The sequence below is a fragment of the Ruegeria sp. CDSB113 genome (assembly GCF_059611045.1).
The window spans coordinates 61,134-77,370 of the sequence record NZ_JBXWOU010000012.1 but is presented as its reverse complement, the minus strand read 5'-3'; the positions used below and the strand labels follow the sequence as shown (position 1 = coordinate 77,370).

Here is a 16,237-nt window from a genome sequence, read left to right as displayed (position 1 = left end):
TTAACGCAGGGGGATCTCAACCGGGAAGTCGATCTTCAGCCTCGTGTTGCGAAGTATCCCGCGAAGTGCGCCGTCGCTGTCAAGTTTGAGTGTCCCGTCGATATCCTGACTACTGTACACAAAGCTCACTCGCGTACCGTTAATCGTCAGATTGTGCCCGGCCACGCAATTCTCTCGCTCGTAATACAAGTTGATGCAGTTTTCTTGCTTTATTGCTGTGGCTACCTGCAAACTCATTCGCCCTTGATATGTTTCTGCGAGCGCTTTTTGACTTTCTTGCGAGGTGACCTCGGAGCCGGGGTCAACCAGAATAGCGAGAGTTCGTGTTCGACTTAACATCTCCCAAAGTGCACGTGCTCGAACAATCTCATCAATGTCCGAAATTCCCATTGAAACAGCGATTTCGTAGAGCGAAGGATCGCCATGTGCCACTAGGGCATCGAACGTGGCAAGCCTGACATTCGGATCATCGTCGCGCATCAATGCCCGAAGTTCAGAAAACTCGCTGGCATCTGTCTTGGCCGTTGATTTAATGGCTTCAATATCAATTTTTTGGGCCATAAGAGCCGCTGGGATGAGCGCAAGGCACAGGCAGGCACTGATCAAATGCTTCATAAATCTTCTCTCGCTAACAAACCGATATCGCTATGATATTGCCTCGGTCCAGCTACGGTTTGCAACGGTGTTGTCTTATTCAGATTGAAAAGGCATTTCATTTTATAGCAAATAGTGACCGTGTTGCATGGATCAGGTTTGAGACGAATTTGCCCCATACCCCATCACGTTAGAAGACGCGTTCGTACTCCGCACGACCGAGAGATGTCATGCGGTTGAGCGCTTTTGATGCAATTTTCGCTTCAGCTATTTGCCGGTCGAAATCACGCGCTTGCAGGCGATCGCCGATAGCTTGTTTCCATCTGCCGATCTGGGCTTCAACCCGTGATCGCTGGTTGTATCCCGTCTCACTTTGCCAGTTCATTCTGCCATGTTCAGCGATGGCATCGATGTGTCGATTGCGCCGTGCATTCTCGCCGCGAACCGCGTTTTTAGGTGGGGGTATAATGATCTCAATCCTGGATCCGAACTTGTCCAACAGACAGTCTGCAACACCTTGGCCGTCATATGCTCCATCCGCCAGAAAGCGGCTCACATCAACACCCGTGTCAGCTAGCAAATCTGGCAGTGCCGTTTCATCGCCCACATGTTCGGTGGTCAATTCCGTTGCAGCGATATCACCGGTTTCCGGGTCAAGCCCGATGTGGAGCTTGCGCCATGTTTTGCGGGCCTTCCTGATGCCGTGTTTTTCTCCATGCCAGCCCTTGTCGCCACGCACTTTCAGGCCTGTGCTGTCCACAATGAGGGTGATTGGCTTATTTGCGGCGCGCCAGATTTGGACAATCTTCATTCCCTTACCGCGTCGCGACAAGGTCGAGAAGTCCGGCACTACGAGGTCAATGCCCATCAGCCTGGCAATCGACCGCATGAAACCCTGAGTTTATCTGAGCGGAAGTCGAAACACGATCCGCAGAGTGAGACAGATCTCGATTGCCAGATCTGAGTAAAGCGATTGACCGCCGCGTGTCTTGTGGCGTGGCGAAGCCCAGTTCTTCACCACATCATCAGAAACCCAGATCGTCACATCACCTCGACGCCGGAGACTTTCGTTGTATTCCGAGCAGTTCGTGACACGATACTTTGCCTTGGGAAACTTGTTGCGACGGGCATTATTGAATTTGTAGGGCATGTATCGCCGCTCGCGTCAGAGTGAGCGTCGGCGATCCATGCAACAACGTCGTCCTGACGACTGAAAGATACCATGAAAAAGGTACACCTGTTATGGCGACCAAAACTCAGTCAGCGCTTTCAGTCTTCAGTGTCGCGGTTTTCAATTAGTCGGTCATTGACTTTCAGTTGGTCGTGACCGTACTTTCAATCGGTCAGAATGAGATGGTTCAAGCATGTATCCAAGATTCGCTAAAACAAGAATTGAAGAGGCGTTGTCGGACACGCGTGTTGTTCTTATCTCGGGACCCCGTCAGTCTGGCAAGACAACGCTTGCCACAGACATCGCTTCCGACAAGGTTCCTTTTCTAACATTGGATGACGCGACCGTCTTGCAGTCAGCTGTCGATGATCCGGTCGGTTTTGTACGAGGACTGGATCGGGCAGTAATCGACGAGATTCAGCGGGCACCAGACTTACTACTGGCAATTAAGAAAACGGTGGATGATGACAGAAGGGCAGGGAGGTTTCTGCTAACCGGTTCTGCCAATCTCATGACCATACCGAAGGTCGCGGACTCCCTTGCAGGTCGAATGGAAATTGTTCGTCTCCTCCCCCTCAGCCAGACAGAAATCCTTGAAACAAAATCGGGCTTTATCGACAGGGCGTTTGACGCAAAGAACCCTGTAGTAGACAAGCTGGTCATCGGAGATGACCTTGTAGAGACAGTTCTTTCTGGTGGCTATCCTGAGGCACTTGGACGGAAAAGATGGGGACGAAAGCAGGATTGGTACCACGATTACGTCGACGCTATTGTCCAGCGGGATGTCCGCGACGTGGCCCAGATCGAACAGCTCGCCATCATGCCGAAACTACTGGCAGTTCTCGCGGAGCATTCCGGTCAACTGGTCAACTATTCGGGGTTAGGTGCCGCCGTTGGGTTGAATCATGTGACCACCCAGAAATACATGCGCGTGTTCGAAAGCCTTTTTCTCGTGCACAGTTTGCAGCCGTGGTTCACAAATCGTCTGAAGCGCCTCACCAAATCCCCCAAGCTGCACTTTCTTGATGCAGGACTTCTTGCAGCGATGCGCAACGTCACCCCTGATACTGTCAAAAAGGAAAAGACACCCTTCGGGTCGATCCTGGAAACATTTGTGTTCAGTGAGTTGCGCAAGATTGCCACCTGGAGCGAACAAAGGTGCACGTTTTCTCATTTCCGCGACAAAGACAGAAACGAGGTAGATATCGTTCTGGAAAACAGACGTGGGGAGATCGTCGGGATCGAGGTGAAGTCGTCTGCAACGGTTACTTCCAGCGACTTTTCCGGGATGCGCAAATTGGCAGAAGCGTGTGGTGACAAATTTGTTCAAGGGCTCGTTCTCTACGACCACGATCAGGTTGTACCCTTTGCAGACAACATGTTTGCGGCACCTCTATCGAGCCTGTGGGCGGCTACTTAATAGATGCGCAAAGCTATTGGAGGGCAGGGGGCTTAAGCCATCGCTATCTCCATTTGCAACACATAGCTTTCGGCACAGAGGGCGGAAAGCGGGCTTTCGCTGCGGAGGCTAACAACGCATTGCACCAGCATATAAACAGACTTTCAGAATGCCAAATTTTCGATCTATGAAAAGTAATAGGCCGCCCAACTGAGAGCGATAACCGTCAAGCGGAAAACCGATACTCGCTACGGGTTCCTAAAGCTCTGAACTACTTCTATCGTGAGAGGGAAGACAACCAAACAAAGTGGGGTGTGACGGGCAGTCGGGATTTGCATCCTTGATCGTCTTTGACTGGTAAGCACTCACGGTCCGAGTCAGCCTTCGAAATCCTCCGCATCCTCTGCAATAGCATCTATCGATACATCTTCCGCCGTTGGTTTGTCATGTTTGATCCTAGGCGCAGCTTTCTTCCAGACGGAGAGGTTTGCGCCGACTTCGCCATAAAATAGAGGAACAACTTCCTCTAAGTCGGATATGAAGTTGGCCTGTTGTATGAAACGACCACCAAGGCGTTTGGATAGGAAAACGTGGAAGCCGTGCGTAACGAGGTGGTCCTTGCCTTCTTGGCAGATATCAATGTCTTCTCGGAGTTCTGAGACCAAGTGCTGCGTCGGCTCGCTGGCACCAGGCCAAAGCAAGCGAATGTACAGCCCTTCCATGTTATCGACCTTGATTTGACGAAGAAGCCAATTCAGCCTGGCTTTGGTCGACTTCTTATCTTCAGGCGCGCGGATGGTCATACCGACGTCGACGCATCGTCGCTTCAGGTCTGCGGTGACTTCGATAGGGGCGGCCGTGTCAGGGACATCCAATGTGCATTGCAACTGGTGTTGTTCGCGAAGCATCAGTAACTCATCCTTTTTCCGCTGTGCCGGATCATTGATGTGCTTGCGTGGCAGTTTCTCACTGACGGAGGTTTCAACAAGGCGGCTCAGGATGAGCGACAGATCGCGTGTTTCCTGATGCCAAGCGTCAATCACGATCTGAGCTTCTGGCGACCGCGCTGGAATGATGCCGCCAGACGACACCAGTTTGTTGAGATCGCCCCATTCGTTGGGCATCCTATGGAAGCCTTGCACGCCTGCGCTCTCATGGTTGAGGAAGCGCCGAAGCTCATTCAGTAACAGTAGTTGGTCCTTATCTTCGACCTGCTCATTGCTGATGAGCAATTCCGCAGTCGTGACAACATGCATCCATGACCAGTGATACACAGGTATTTTGGACCTGCTTTTCCTGACTTCCTCGACAGGGTGAGCAGCCGGCGTGGTTGCAAACTGATTGGATATCGTGATGACGCAATCGACACCGTTCTCTTTTGCGAGAGCACGGTATCTTTCGACTTGGTCAGCATCGATTGTGTTGTTCCCAACTTTAGTTTCAACAAGGGCCTTCCACTCGCGGGAGCCTACCTTCAGGACAATTAATCCGTCGGGCCGATCCTTGATTGTCTTGGACTGGTTCTTGAACACCACCTCAGTGAAAGCATGAACCTGGGCCCGTTTTCCGCGCTTCTGGCCTATTGATTGAAGCAGCGCAGCTCCCATCTCTTCAATCTGAACCATACAGGCCAACACTATGGACGTTGTGCGGCCTTCCTTTGACGTGGTTGATAGAACGGGGAACAAACGGGCAGCTTCGCCTTGAGCCAGGTAATCCGGCAACTTTTCAGTCATCTATGCGCCTACAACTTGAAATTGAATGTCATGCCTCAAATAGACAGCCACCGCAGCTTTCCGTCAAGTTTTCAAACGAGTACGCAGAACCGTCGTCTTAGGTGGTCCCGACTGCACAATGAGAGTTGCTCAGCCGGATGGTGAATGCCTGTTCTGGGCAACTAACCCTAGATGCTTTGTGCTGACGGCATAACAGATACAGCTCGGATGCGGCCTTCGGGTCCAACCGGAGTCAAGAGTTGATCTTAATCAAAGTTTTTCGGAATATTTCATGCCTATCCATTCATGGGTGCAAAGCATTGTAAGTACAGGCAATCGCTGAAAACTGGCGCCTTCGAACCAAGAGTGGAAGAAACCATAGGAAAATACGCTCGAGCAGCGTGTTGGAAAGACAGAGTAACTAGGCAACCAAACGAAACTACGCAGTTGTGACAATCAGTTAGCTTCAGACTGAGAATAAAGTCGAAGTGGCTATGTAGGTGATCACAGAACACCATAACGGTGAGGGATTTATCGACAAAGATTGCGAAGGTGGTTTTCACTGGAAGGTGCGAAAACTCACTTGGCCATTCTGTCAATTGTTGGGTTTGTAAGCTTTTCAACAACTTTGAAGCAGGCAACATATTCTGTTTGGTGAACCGATAATGGGAATACAGGTGTGACTAAGTTTTTCGAGATCGATTTTATTGAAGTAGGAAATTCGGCTAGTGGTGATGCGATTTCCCTTCGCTACCAAGATGACGATGGAACGGAATGGATCCACGTTGTTGACGGTGGTTACAGCGACGATGGAGATAAGCTCATAAAAAACATCAAAGAAAACTATGATGACCCGGGCTTTATTGACCACGTTGTATTGACTCATCCAGACGGAGATCACGCATCTGGGCTTAAAAAAGTTTTGGATGAGTTTGATGTGGGCGTTCTTTGGATGAACAGGCCCTGGCAGCACGTAGACGAGCTTCTTCCACTATTTGACTACGAGTACACTCGCAATGGGCTTATTCAACGACTTAGGAGGGACTTTCCATACACAGCAGATCTGGAAAAAATTGCTGTTGAGAAGGGCATCGACATATACGATGCGTTTCAAGGTTCACAAATAGGCGAATTTACGGTTCTTGCTCCTAGCAAGCATCGATACATTCATCTGATTGTCGACTCTGAGAAGACACCCGAACCCGAGAGAAGCTCCGCTATTGAGGGCAACATATTTGAGCGGGCTATTAGAGCGGTACGAAATATGGTCGTGGAGTGGGGAGAAGAAAACCTCAAGGGAGACACAGAGGGAACGAGTGCGGAGAATGAAACCAGTATCGTGCAGTTTTCCGAGCTTTGCGGAAAAAAGATCCTTCTGACTGGCGACGTCGGCGTAGACGGTTTGGAGGAAGCATACCAATATGCTATTTCGATGGGCGTAGATCTCCCAGGCATAGACCGCTTTGATGTACCGCACCACGGATCTCGCCGAAACATTTCGCCGGAAACTCTGGATAAGTGGCTCGGACCAAAGCTGAATTCAAAGCCAGAAAACGGGAACTTCACTGCAATAATATCTGCAAACAGAAATGACAAAAACCATCCCCGCAAAGCCGTGGTTCGCGCGCTAATTCACCGAGGTGCCAGCGTATATCAACCCTCGGGTACGTTACACACATACCAAAACGCTCCAGACCGTGGTTGGTCGCGTGCAGAGCGACTGGATTACCCAAAAGACATGGAAGAATAAGACACGAGAGCTTGCTATTTACCTCGTATGTATGTTGCCGGCGAGCCGGTCGAGAAATGAAAAAGCCATGTTTGAATCTTGAAGCCACTATCTCGCCAGTTTGAACGCTAGGTACCAAGTTCTTTGCGTTCAAGAGTCTGACCTATTTCGACTGCAGAGGAGTTTCGCGTGGTACTGGGTCATCAAGTTTCGAACTCGATTGTGGGTGACAATACCCAATAGGTATTCTGGTTATTTGAAGAAGAAATATGAACCGCTGAAAGCCACTCCAAGTTTGTGCTAAAAATACAGAAAACTGCCGTACGCTGGATTAGTTAGCTCGAAGTGGTTTTGTAGTTGAGTTACAACCAGCGGACCCGTTTAGTCAGGTGGAAGACATCGAAATGAAGTTTGATCTATACGAATATACTGGCGTGATTGTGCCGGGTAGTGTTCTGGTGGTAACGCTTGCGTTGATATTTCCAGACCTCGTACCGAGCATCACAACTTCCCTGAGCTTAGGTGACCTTGGGTTAGTTCTCATACTAGCATTCATCGCGGGCCATTTTGTCCAGGCCGGGGGAAACGCTTGGGAGACCATTGTATGGAAATGTTTGGGCGGATGGCCCACTGATGCAGTAGTGAACGCCTCTTCAGGATTATTGAACCAAGAGCAACGCGAGCGTTTGGAACAAAAGCTGAAGAGTGACTTTGGTGAGAAAACCGCCACAGCGTTTGGTGAGGGGCGGGGTCAAATGCGCGAGTTGCTCGTGCACATACGTCAGCATGGAAGTGTGGACCGTATAGAAAAGTTTAACCGCAGCTACGGCTTGATGCGTGGCACCGCAGTCGCGTTTCTTATTGGGGCAGCATTGGTATTGGTTTTTCGCCCTGACAAATACACTATCGCCCTGCTGCTTGCTGCAACTGCGCTAGTTTTTACAATTCGTATGGTTCGTTTTGGGAAACACTACGCGCGTGAAGCGTTTGCCGAGTACCTTCGAACTCCGGCCACATCATCTGCCGCATAGGTTTCAAGTTTCGACAGTGGCGTCCAGCACGTACATGCGGTCTTCTTGAGCACCCGTTATCGCCATGAGCGTGGGAAGTGCACGCAACAAGTCTTCCGCAACGAATCCGTTAACAGTTTGCCAATCTCGGCTCGACGCAATCGGTGTCGAGTTAGGGTGCGAATGCCATGTCCCAACAACCGCGAGACGTCTCTTTGTTCTGCGAACGAAGCTTTTTTCCCAAGGCGTCTGGCCCCAGCGACCGAGCTGTAGATACGTTGGCGATGCGGTTGTGTCTGGTGGTTGGCTGGATGCTGCAACGACGTAGATTTGCGACAGATATTCATCTATACCGCCATAGAGATATCCGCCTGTCTCATCAGGCGCGTGGTTCAATCTAAGTTTGTGCAGAGTTTCCAAAACGGATTGTGAAACAAGCACTTTCCAGTTGGCCGTTTCGTCGCTTGGTCCAAACGTTGTGACGGGTGAAGGGTACCACTCTGTCGCCCCAAGAGGCAGTCCATTTTCATCGATGCTATTCAGAAGCACCGCAGGTTTCGAGAATTCCGGTGTATGTTTTTTGCAGAAGGCAAAAGATGACGATGCGTGGGCATCAACTTTGTAAGCGGGCATCTTTGTGGTCATCGAACTGCAACCGAAGCCAAGGATAAGTTCGCTGTCCAAAAATGACTGTGTCGCCTCATATTTAAGCCAATCCCTGACAGCTGGGTCTTGTTCGGCGTGCGCAATTAACTGCATATGCATCATTGTTAGATTATGGTCGCTGCCCAACTCGGTGAGATAGCTGACACCGAGGCGACCCTCGTGAAAAATCTCTGACCTTAGAACTTTCGCGCCACTCTCCCAGCCTATCGAGAGACGACGTCTTACCTGCGCATCCGCGGATGTGTCGATCAAGAGATCGGTCTTGTTGATTTCCTCGGTTACATTCTCGAACTTGACCTCAAGGAAATTCTCCGAGTGAGGCTCGACTTGAGTCCCTTGTAGACGTTGACTGGCGATTACTGCAGCGACGTCAGCTTTGCCATACCGCATAAGCTCTTCTGTTCCACGATGACGCGCCAAATTGTGTGCGAGCAGCATATCGTGATCGTATACAGAGAATTTTGTCGTACCGCCTCTGGTAGCATAATCGACGAATGCACTCCCTAGAGCACCGGCACCGATCAAAGTGAATGACGGGAGCGGTTCCTCCCCTGATACTGCGGCAAGAGTTTCGCTGATTGGTGGCACCATTCCAATAAATGGTTGAACTGTTGACTTGGTATCCCAGCGGTTACAGTAGTCGGCAAGGTCGCGTTGTAGGTAGTAAGTTCGCAACTCCAATCGACGTGCATTAGCGTCTTCAGCCAGGCCAACGATTGTGGGGTCGATTGGAACGGGTCGCCAGATCCCAAGGATGAGAATAACCGCGCGGTGACCGGCCATGTCTCGGTCACAGTCGACACCAAAGTTAATTTCCAGCCGGTTCATCGCCGTGGTCAGATGCGGAGCGAGTTTCGCCTTCTTGGTGCCTTGGACGATGCTTTCGACGCTCGTCCACGTGTTGAAGTAGGGAAAGTCGTCTTGTTCGTCGGCGTTCGCCCAACAGAATACTGCTGGGATGTGAGAGGTCTTATCCTCCTCAAGCGTACCAAACAATTCCTTTGCTTTTTTTACCGCTTCACCATTCTCCAAGTCGATTATTGGAAGCTCGGCGTGTATGAAAACCCCGTTCAAGTAATTGCGATTTATCTGGGCGCGGATGTACGCGTAACCGCCGCTAGGGTTTGCAGCGGCGTGCTCTTGAAGAATTCTAGGGTTTAGATAGCCCAAGATAGGGTTTTCAGGCCATACAACTGGCACCGGCTCCCAGCCATCGGCATGGTAGGATTTTGTCTTCGCATCGCGAAACCAGTCAACCAACCTGGCAACGACACCCTCAATTCCGGCGTGCTCATAGATGGGCTGCAGACCGCTGCGCGCCAAGCAAAAAACGGCAGGCTCATCTGCTCCAGACGTTATGAGGTGTTGTAAGCTTCGTGGAAAATTGGGCCTTCCAGTTGAAACGATCGGCGCGGCGCGTCCCACAAGTTCTTTTCTGGGATAGCGAAAGACAACAGGCTCAACGTCAAGAATACAGGTTTCCTGCTCTTCAAGCAGGAGGTCAGTCTTTATCTCAAATGCAACGACAAAGCGCCCATCTTCAGATTCGGAGGCGTTGATGCTTTCTTCAATTACCGGCCCAGAACAACTGATGCGGGATAACTCCCACAGTACGTTTCTTGGATGCTCGGACACCGCCCTATTGTCATCACTCATCCGTATCCGCCGCCGCCTGCCGCTGCGGAAGTGACGGGAGACCCGATTGCCGGCGATGTTAGTGCTACAGCGAGTGTCATACCACTGGCGGTGAAGTTGAACACAACATCTTTCGGCTTATCGCCATGTGCCCCGGCTGTGCACCTGAACCGATCTCGCACGGCTTGGGTTACTTCGCCTCCCTGCGCGAGCATTTTGCGATACTTGTCGCGTGCTTCAGGGTGAGGAGGGTGCTTTTGGCCAAACTTGCGCGAGCTTGCCACAACATGAGACTTTCCAGACCTCGGGTGACTTAAACCTGCGTACGCCCCATCGGACCATTCAAAGGTTTCTTCACCGTTCTTAAATACTTTGCGGCCAAGCGAATGTCTGGAACAATGGTGTGGCGCGAGCAGAACATCCCATTCAAGCTGCTCATCAGTCATCTCTTTGTTGAGCCGTTCCCAGATATCGACGGTTGAATCACCGGCCAGCACAAAAACGGATTCTCGCCCCCGTATCTTAACCGTCCACTGTATAACAAGACTGGCTGGGTTAGATGAATTCTTGGGCTCACCCTCTTTCGCCTTGGGAATGTTTCCTTCGGATGAATTGGGAGCCAGAAGCCGCCACTCGATCCCATTACAGAGCGTGTTCTTAGCGCCTGAGCTTGCAGTTAGAACCTTGACCCGGTTTCCATCTTTGCTCCCTGCTTGTGTTCCTTGCAGCGCTTTCCTGCGCTTGATTTCGTCCAGGACCGGTTTGGATTTGTCTGTCGTGTAATTTGGGTTGGCGGAATATTCGCTGCACCAAATCTCGTCGATCAGTATCAGAACATCGCCTTCGTCCGGGTCGCTGTCGCGGTCTTCTGGTTTGCCCAAATGGAAGATGTCACCAAAGCCACTGAGGTGATCTTCGTCAGGATGGGTCAGAACAAAAATGTCGAGCTTATCGTCATTGCAAGCACTTCTGACTTTAGGTGCAAAGTCCAGCGTGTCGCTGTCCTCGTCACTGGCGTCGGCACGGTAATTTACATCTGTCATGATGACCCAGCCGTGAGCCTCAATAAGGGAGGCATCTCCGTTGTCACATGAGAATACCGTGAGTTTTTGGCTCGACATAATTGGCCTCACTTTTTTAAAAATATTGTTTACCACTTGAGAGCCTGGGATGAGAGATTCAAGTACCAGATGTAGTGTTTCCAAAAAAAAATTTCTTGGTTTACGCTAGATGCGGTGTTATTGGTGCACTGGTTTGCGCATGTAGTCTTGTGTCCGAGAACACCCGGGGTTGTGTCGTAAACTTTTGGAAGGACCAGTGTCCGCGAAATTTTGGAGACGCTTGTCCCGCGATCTCAGTAAACAGCCGAAAACCGGATGTCGTTGTACAGGGGAATTGCTGTTCTCAGGTCATGTTGGCAACTTAAATGCCAGCCAATGTCGAGGATGCCGATGCTAAATATTTGAACCCGCACATGTGCCGGATACTCCAATTAATTTATCGGTGATCCTGTTCGATCTTGTATTCAGAAACTTGGACTTGATCGTTTGTAGTTTGGCTGGGCAGCCAAATCGCCTCAGGATCTTTTTTACTTCTCAAAATCCCGCGGCGTTGGCTCCACCTTTGTTGATCACGACATTGCTTTGAATTCCATTTGAGGACAGCGCATTGGCGAAGAACTTGGTTGCTGCTGGACCATTCCTGCGCTCAGACAGCATGAATTTAAGAGTGTTTCCTGCCTTGTCGAAGGCGATAGAGATATATCCATTTGCCACGAACACATCTATAGGTTTCGTCCATGCGCCAGAACTTCAGAGTTGGGCGCTACTTCGATTGCGCTCGCGCTGCAATTAGCGGCGACTACATCGTTACCCATCTGTTCAAGGTGGTGTGGCCGACCCGAACACCGCACTCGGCCATGATTTCTTCTAAATCCCGATACGACACTGTGTACTGCAAATAGAAATACACCGCGTACAGAACCACAGTGAAACTACACTGAAATCTGTTCGTACACGGACGTCGCGAAATCGGGGAAATTTTGTAACATCGGGCCTCGGTGGTAACATCTTTATATTGAACTGATTCTTATTTTCAAATGGGGTGATGACATGCCTGATCTACCCGAAGTTATCAAAGAAGTTGAAAAACCAAGACAATTTTCGCAGCCTCAGCTTTCGATATCGCTACAAGAAGTGGATCTGCTGACGCAAGCATCCAAAGCCAGAACCGACTTTGGCGTGTCTGGTTCTGGTCGGACTGTCGGCGTTGCTGATACCGGTCTGAACATGGGTCACGTCGATTTCGATGGTCGGATCGTCGCACATCGAAACTTTACTACCAACGATGGTGGAGACCCGAATATCGCAACCGACCGCAATGGCCATGGTACGAACGTCGGCGGTATCATTGCCGCGGATCTTGGAGACCATAGGGGTATTGCGCCTGGCGCGGGAATATTGCCGCTGAAAGTGTTGGAAGACAATGGAAGCGGGACATTTGCTTTTCTTGACGACGCCTTACAATGGGTGCTGGACAACGCCGATGCGCACCAGATTTCTTGCATTTGCGCTTCACTGGGAGACGGCGGAAATTTTCAGGATGATGCTGTTGTCGTGGCGCATCCGGTGGCGGCAAAACTCGAGCAGCTAAAAGCTAACAAAATCGCAGTTTGCATCGCCGCAGGCAACGATTTTTTTACGCACAATAGTGCACAGGGAATGTCCTTCCCAGCAATCTTGCGGAACTGCATCAGCGTTGGAGCCGTGTACGATGCTTTCGAAGGTCCTTTTTCCTACAGTAGCGGTGCTGAGGCGTTCACCTCTGGTCCGGACCATCTGACGCCGTTCAGCCAAAGACTGCATTCCGATGTTTCCGCTGATTGCCACACCGACATCTTTGCCCCCGGCGCGCCTGTAAGGTCGGCGGGTATTGATGGGCCGAATGGCGAGTCAATTCAGCATGGGACCAGTCAAGCAGCTCCGGTGATCGCGGGGATCGTTCTTTTGATGCAGGAGCTACATCTTAGAGAAACCGGCACCTTGCCTGAAGTCGATCAGATTGTGATCTGGCTGCGCCATGGTGCCATAGAAATATTCGACGGTGATGATGAGCAAAGCAATGTCACGTCGACACAGAAGACTTATCTTCGTGCCAATGCTGTTGGCGCTTTGGAGGCCATGCGAAAGGATCTGACGAAGTCTCTGCTGCTCACGGGCAGCTTCCCTGGGCAGTGAAGTTTGATGAAGATCCGCTTATTCTATCCGGCCTTCGATCCACGCTATGCTGACAAGCATAACATTGATCCCAAGCTTCGAATTCAGGGCACGGATTTAGTGATTCCTACCGGGTTACTGAGCGGTCTTGTAACCGAGAAAGTGGCGCTAACGGATTTCGATCCAGAAACTGGCAGGCTGGCGGACGGCCCGGAAGTCATTTCTCCGGCTCGTGGCCGTAAGATGCACCGGTTGAGTGTAACGAGAAATGAGCTCAAGCAATCGACCAAAACGGTGCGTGCCATCCAGACTCTGTGCTTTGGAACGGTCATGCGAACGATTGACATCCTTGAAGATGAAAAGGTTCTGGGGCGTAAGCTCAAATGGGGTTTCGACGGGGAGCAATTGTTCGTCGTGCCCCGTGCCGGATATCGGGCAAACGCGTTCTATCATCGTGACAGCCACTCGGTTCAGTTTCTTTTGGTGGCCAACCAGGGCCCGCCAAGCAGCGGTAATGGTGACGACCAACTTGGTGTGTTTACGGCGCTATCGCCCGATATTGTTGCTCATGAAACAGCCCATGCCATCGTAGATGGCATTGCGCCGGATCTTTACTCGGCCTCAACGCCTCAAAGCTTGGCGCTGCATGAAGCCGTAGCTGATCTCACGGCACTGATTGTTTCGCTCGAAACCCGAAATTTTGTGACGCACATATTGGACAAGAACGATGGAGCTCTTGACAAAAACGCTATTGGTGCGATTGCGGAGGAGATAGGCGAGCTTTCACACAAGAAAACTACGGGCGGAAGGAGCCGTGCTCATGGCTTGCGCAATCTGTCCAACAATCTGGCCTTGCCCGATGAAATTGGTGATGTTCCCGAGGGAATGGAGCCAGTCAGCAGTAGCGACCCGCACAAATTGTCAGAAGTTATGAGCGGAGCGATGTTTAGCTTCTTCATCGCCAACTTTGAAGTGCTCCAAAAGCAACAACTCGAGCGGGGGATAGAAGAATACTCTGGTTCGGGATATTCTGTTGCCATCGCCAACCGCAGGTTGACCACGGTGTTATACAGAGCACTTGACTATCTACCGCCGGGTGAAATCGCATTCTCAGACTTTGCGCGCTCCATGTTGGCAGCCGACGAAGCACATTTTCCTTCGTCTCATGCGACGGATGAAATCCGGAAACGGCTAATCAAAGAATTGGAGAGGCGCAATATTCATGCCGGCTCTCAAACAATCAGCCAGCCAGATCTTTCAGGCGAAGATCTTGAGCTCTTTGATGGGTCGCAAAACGATTGGCGCGTCTACGATTTTGTTAATCGATACAAGAGCCTTTTCCGTATTCCAGACAACACCCCGTTCCGTGTTCATGAACCACAAGTCGCCAATCGTGGATTGTTCGTGGCATCCGAGAAGCACGAAATTGAGCGAACACAAAGTAAGGCGGCACGGCACGCAATGGCAGATTCGCTCGCGGACGATGAAGCTTTTTCCGATCCCGACGAGTCAAAACCAGACACCGTTCGCGAGCTGATTTTAAAGGTCAGCTGGAAGAAGAAAGAGACTTTGACAGTTCACGGACGAGAAAGGGATTTCTGGTTCATGTACGGCACCACAATTGCCTTCGACATCGATGCAAAGACGGTTACCTTGCAGGTAACGACCAATTCAGACGGACGCGACACTTTGGAGGATCTGGCTTCACAGCCAAGGCAGCAAAAAGCTCGGGCCAAGCTTATCGACCACTGGCTGAAACACGAGCGAATTGAATTGTCGTCTGGTCCAGGCGCGAACCCACACATGATCGAACGTGACGGCGCCTTCGAGCTGAGAAATATGGCGCAGCGTCTTCATATGACGAAGGGTAGTGACGTGGCACTACCGAGTTGGGTACGTAAGGACCTTCCCGATGAGTGAGTTGGAGATTCACGCCTACAATGTAGGTTTCGGGGATGCGTTTCTCGTTCGAATTCCTAAGCCCCGACGTTCAGGCAACAAAGCTTTCCGCGATGTTTTGATCGATTGCGGCAACTCGCTGATGAAGGAAGGCGGGGACGACAATCGGTTAGAACAGGTCATGGCGCATATTCATGAGCTGACTGGCGGTAAAGTTGATCTTTATATCATGACCCATGAGCACATGGACCATGTTCAGGGCCTTTCGATACTGAAACAGCGCCAGAACAAGACCTTCAAGGCTAACCGAGTGTGGATGACGGGATCGTCAAAGCCTGACTATTACGACACCCATCCAGATGCGCGGAAACGGTTTCAGGTGGCGCAGGAGTACCTCAGATTTGCCTTGAGCCTTAACCTGGAAGATGAGGATATACTTTCTACCGTATTGGCGATTAACAATCCGCGCAGTACGAAGGATTGCGTGGCGCTCATTCGTGACGAGTTGGCCAGCAAAAGCAAAGTGCACTATTTGGATGCCGATATGGATCAGGCGGAGGTTGATAAAATCACTCCATTCAGCGAAGCTGCATTTCAAATCCTCGCACCTGAAGAAGACACAAGCGTCTATTACGGACGGATGCATTCGTTGAATGTGGCGGGCGTCTTTGATGTGGACAGCGAGACGCGTCAGATTGAGCGCAAAAACCTACCGCCGCAAGGGGTGTCTTTGTCCGAGTTCAATCGTCTGGTCGCGGCGCGCGACAACGGGCTGACATCGAACGCGTTGATGATCGACAAGGCGGCCAATAACTCTTCTATTGTATTCATGCTAAACTGGAAAAACCGGAAATTGCTGTTTGCTGCCGATGCCGAAGAAAAGTCATGGCAATTCATGGAGCAGCGCGGAGTTCTCGAGCCGGTGGATTTTCTGAAAGTCTCTCATCACGGTAGCCACAATGGTACTCCGGATCATCTTTTCGATACCGCCCTGATCGGTCGCAATGGTGGGCGTCCTGTCGCGTTGGTGTCTACCTTCGAGGGTCAATACAACGGTGTGCCGCTTGATAGCCTATTGTCGCGTATCTCTGCAGTTGCGGATCTGAAGGATACGCGCGACGCGGTGTCAAACCTTTCGATCGTGATCAAATTTTCACCAGGTTGATGCGTCTTTGACACCTAGACCACGCGGTGCGATCCTGTC

At 50.9% G+C, this 16,237-nt stretch carries 10 protein-coding genes and 2 pseudogenes; 6 read left to right on the top strand and 6 right to left on the bottom strand.

Features of this window, described 5'->3' with window-relative positions; all coding sequences use genetic code 11:
- Both AC2FIS_RS18245 and AC2FIS_RS18240 read right to left on the bottom strand, forming a co-directional pair.
- Entirely contained in the window at window positions 1–615 is a 615-nt protein-coding gene (locus AC2FIS_RS18245; protein WP_496774795.1) for a HEAT repeat domain-containing protein, read from the bottom strand.
- Between the two features lie 169 nt (window positions 616–784).
- Window positions 785–1,744 (bottom strand): annotated as a pseudogene (locus AC2FIS_RS18240) (IS5 family transposase).
- Between the two features lie 214 nt (window positions 1,745–1,958).
- On the opposite strand from AC2FIS_RS18240, the gene AC2FIS_RS18235 reads away from it, so the two are divergent.
- Window positions 1,959–3,185 carry an ATP-binding protein gene (locus AC2FIS_RS18235; protein ID WP_142640314.1) on the top strand — a complete coding sequence of 409 codons (1,227 nt, stop codon included), beginning with the start codon at window positions 1,959–1,961 and terminating at the stop codon, window positions 3,183–3,185.
- 356 nt (window positions 3,186–3,541) lie between these two features.
- Here the strand turns inward: AC2FIS_RS18235 and AC2FIS_RS18230 are convergent, their stop codons facing one another.
- Window positions 3,542–4,900 carry a hypothetical protein gene (locus AC2FIS_RS18230; protein WP_496774794.1) on the bottom strand — a complete coding sequence of 453 codons (1,359 nt, stop codon included), beginning with the start codon at window positions 4,898–4,900 and terminating at the stop codon, window positions 3,542–3,544.
- Between the two features lie 658 nt (window positions 4,901–5,558).
- Here AC2FIS_RS18230 and AC2FIS_RS18225 point away from each other — a divergent pair.
- Both AC2FIS_RS18225 and AC2FIS_RS18220 read left to right on the top strand, forming a co-directional pair.
- Window positions 5,559–6,629, top strand: coding sequence for a ComEC/Rec2 family competence protein (locus tag AC2FIS_RS18225; protein ID WP_496774793.1), 1,071 nt, complete (start codon window positions 5,559–5,561; stop codon window positions 6,627–6,629).
- A 368-nt stretch (window positions 6,630–6,997) separates the two neighbouring features.
- On the top strand, window positions 6,998–7,639 hold the full coding sequence (locus AC2FIS_RS18220) for a hypothetical protein (protein WP_496774792.1): 642 nt from the start codon (window positions 6,998–7,000) through the stop codon (window positions 7,637–7,639).
- 3 nt (window positions 7,640–7,642) lie between these two features.
- Here AC2FIS_RS18220 and cap2-3 read toward each other — a convergent pair whose 3' ends face one another.
- The 3 genes and pseudogenes from cap2-3 to AC2FIS_RS18205 all read right to left on the bottom strand — a co-directional run.
- Window positions 7,643–9,940 (bottom strand): anti-phage 6A-MBL system cap2_3 protein, encoded by a 2,298-nt coding sequence (gene cap2-3 / locus AC2FIS_RS18215; protein WP_496774791.1) that lies wholly within the window; start codon window positions 9,938–9,940, stop codon window positions 7,643–7,645.
- Window positions 9,937–11,124: an anti-phage 6A-MBL system MBL-fold protein gene (mblB, locus tag AC2FIS_RS18210; protein WP_496774790.1), complete on the bottom strand. Its 1,188-nt coding sequence runs from the start codon at window positions 11,122–11,124 to the stop codon at window positions 9,937–9,939. Before mblB ends, cap2-3 begins: the two co-directional genes overlap by 4 nt.
- Window positions 11,125–11,263: 139 nt before the next feature.
- Window positions 11,264–11,905 (bottom strand): annotated as a pseudogene (locus AC2FIS_RS18205) (IS6 family transposase); the annotation flags it as partial.
- 125 nt (window positions 11,906–12,030) lie between these two features.
- On the opposite strand from AC2FIS_RS18205, the gene AC2FIS_RS18200 reads away from it, so the two are divergent.
- Genes AC2FIS_RS18200 through AC2FIS_RS18190 form a run of 3 tightly spaced genes read left to right on the top strand, consistent with a single transcriptional unit; the run spans window position 12,031 to window position 16,198 of the window.
- Window positions 12,031–13,155, top strand: coding sequence for a S8 family peptidase (locus AC2FIS_RS18200; protein ID WP_496774789.1), 1,125 nt, complete (start codon window positions 12,031–12,033; stop codon window positions 13,153–13,155).
- Between the two features lie 6 nt (window positions 13,156–13,161).
- Window positions 13,162–15,054, top strand: coding sequence for a gluzincin family metallopeptidase (locus AC2FIS_RS18195; RefSeq protein ID WP_496774788.1), 1,893 nt, complete (start codon window positions 13,162–13,164; stop codon window positions 15,052–15,054).
- Window positions 15,047–16,198, top strand: a complete 1,152-nt coding sequence (locus AC2FIS_RS18190) for a ComEC/Rec2 family competence protein (RefSeq protein WP_496774787.1) — start codon at window positions 15,047–15,049, stop codon at window positions 16,196–16,198. The genes AC2FIS_RS18195 and AC2FIS_RS18190 overlap by 8 nt, the downstream gene beginning before the upstream one ends.
- Window positions 16,199–16,237 lie beyond the last annotated feature (39 nt).

Bases quoted from the DNA above. Each gene is read 5' to 3' on its own strand.
- AC2FIS_RS18190 (WP_496774787.1), top strand. From the start codon at position 15,047: ATGAGTGAGTTGGAGATTCACGCCTACAATGTAGGTTTCGGGGATGCG.
- AC2FIS_RS18230 (WP_496774794.1), bottom strand. From the start codon at position 4,900: ATGACTGAAAAGTTGCCGGATTACCTGGCTCAAGGCGAAGCTGCCCGT.
- AC2FIS_RS18200 (WP_496774789.1), top strand. From the start codon at position 12,031: ATGCCTGATCTACCCGAAGTTATCAAAGAAGTTGAAAAACCAAGACAA.
- AC2FIS_RS18235 (WP_142640314.1), top strand. From the start codon at position 1,959: ATGTATCCAAGATTCGCTAAAACAAGAATTGAAGAGGCGTTGTCGGAC.
- AC2FIS_RS18245 (WP_496774795.1), bottom strand. From the start codon at position 615: ATGAAGCATTTGATCAGTGCCTGCCTGTGCCTTGCGCTCATCCCAGCG.
- cap2-3 (WP_496774791.1), bottom strand. From the start codon at position 9,940: ATGAGTGATGACAATAGGGCGGTGTCCGAGCATCCAAGAAACGTACTG.
- AC2FIS_RS18195 (WP_496774788.1), top strand. From the start codon at position 13,162: ATGAAGATCCGCTTATTCTATCCGGCCTTCGATCCACGCTATGCTGAC.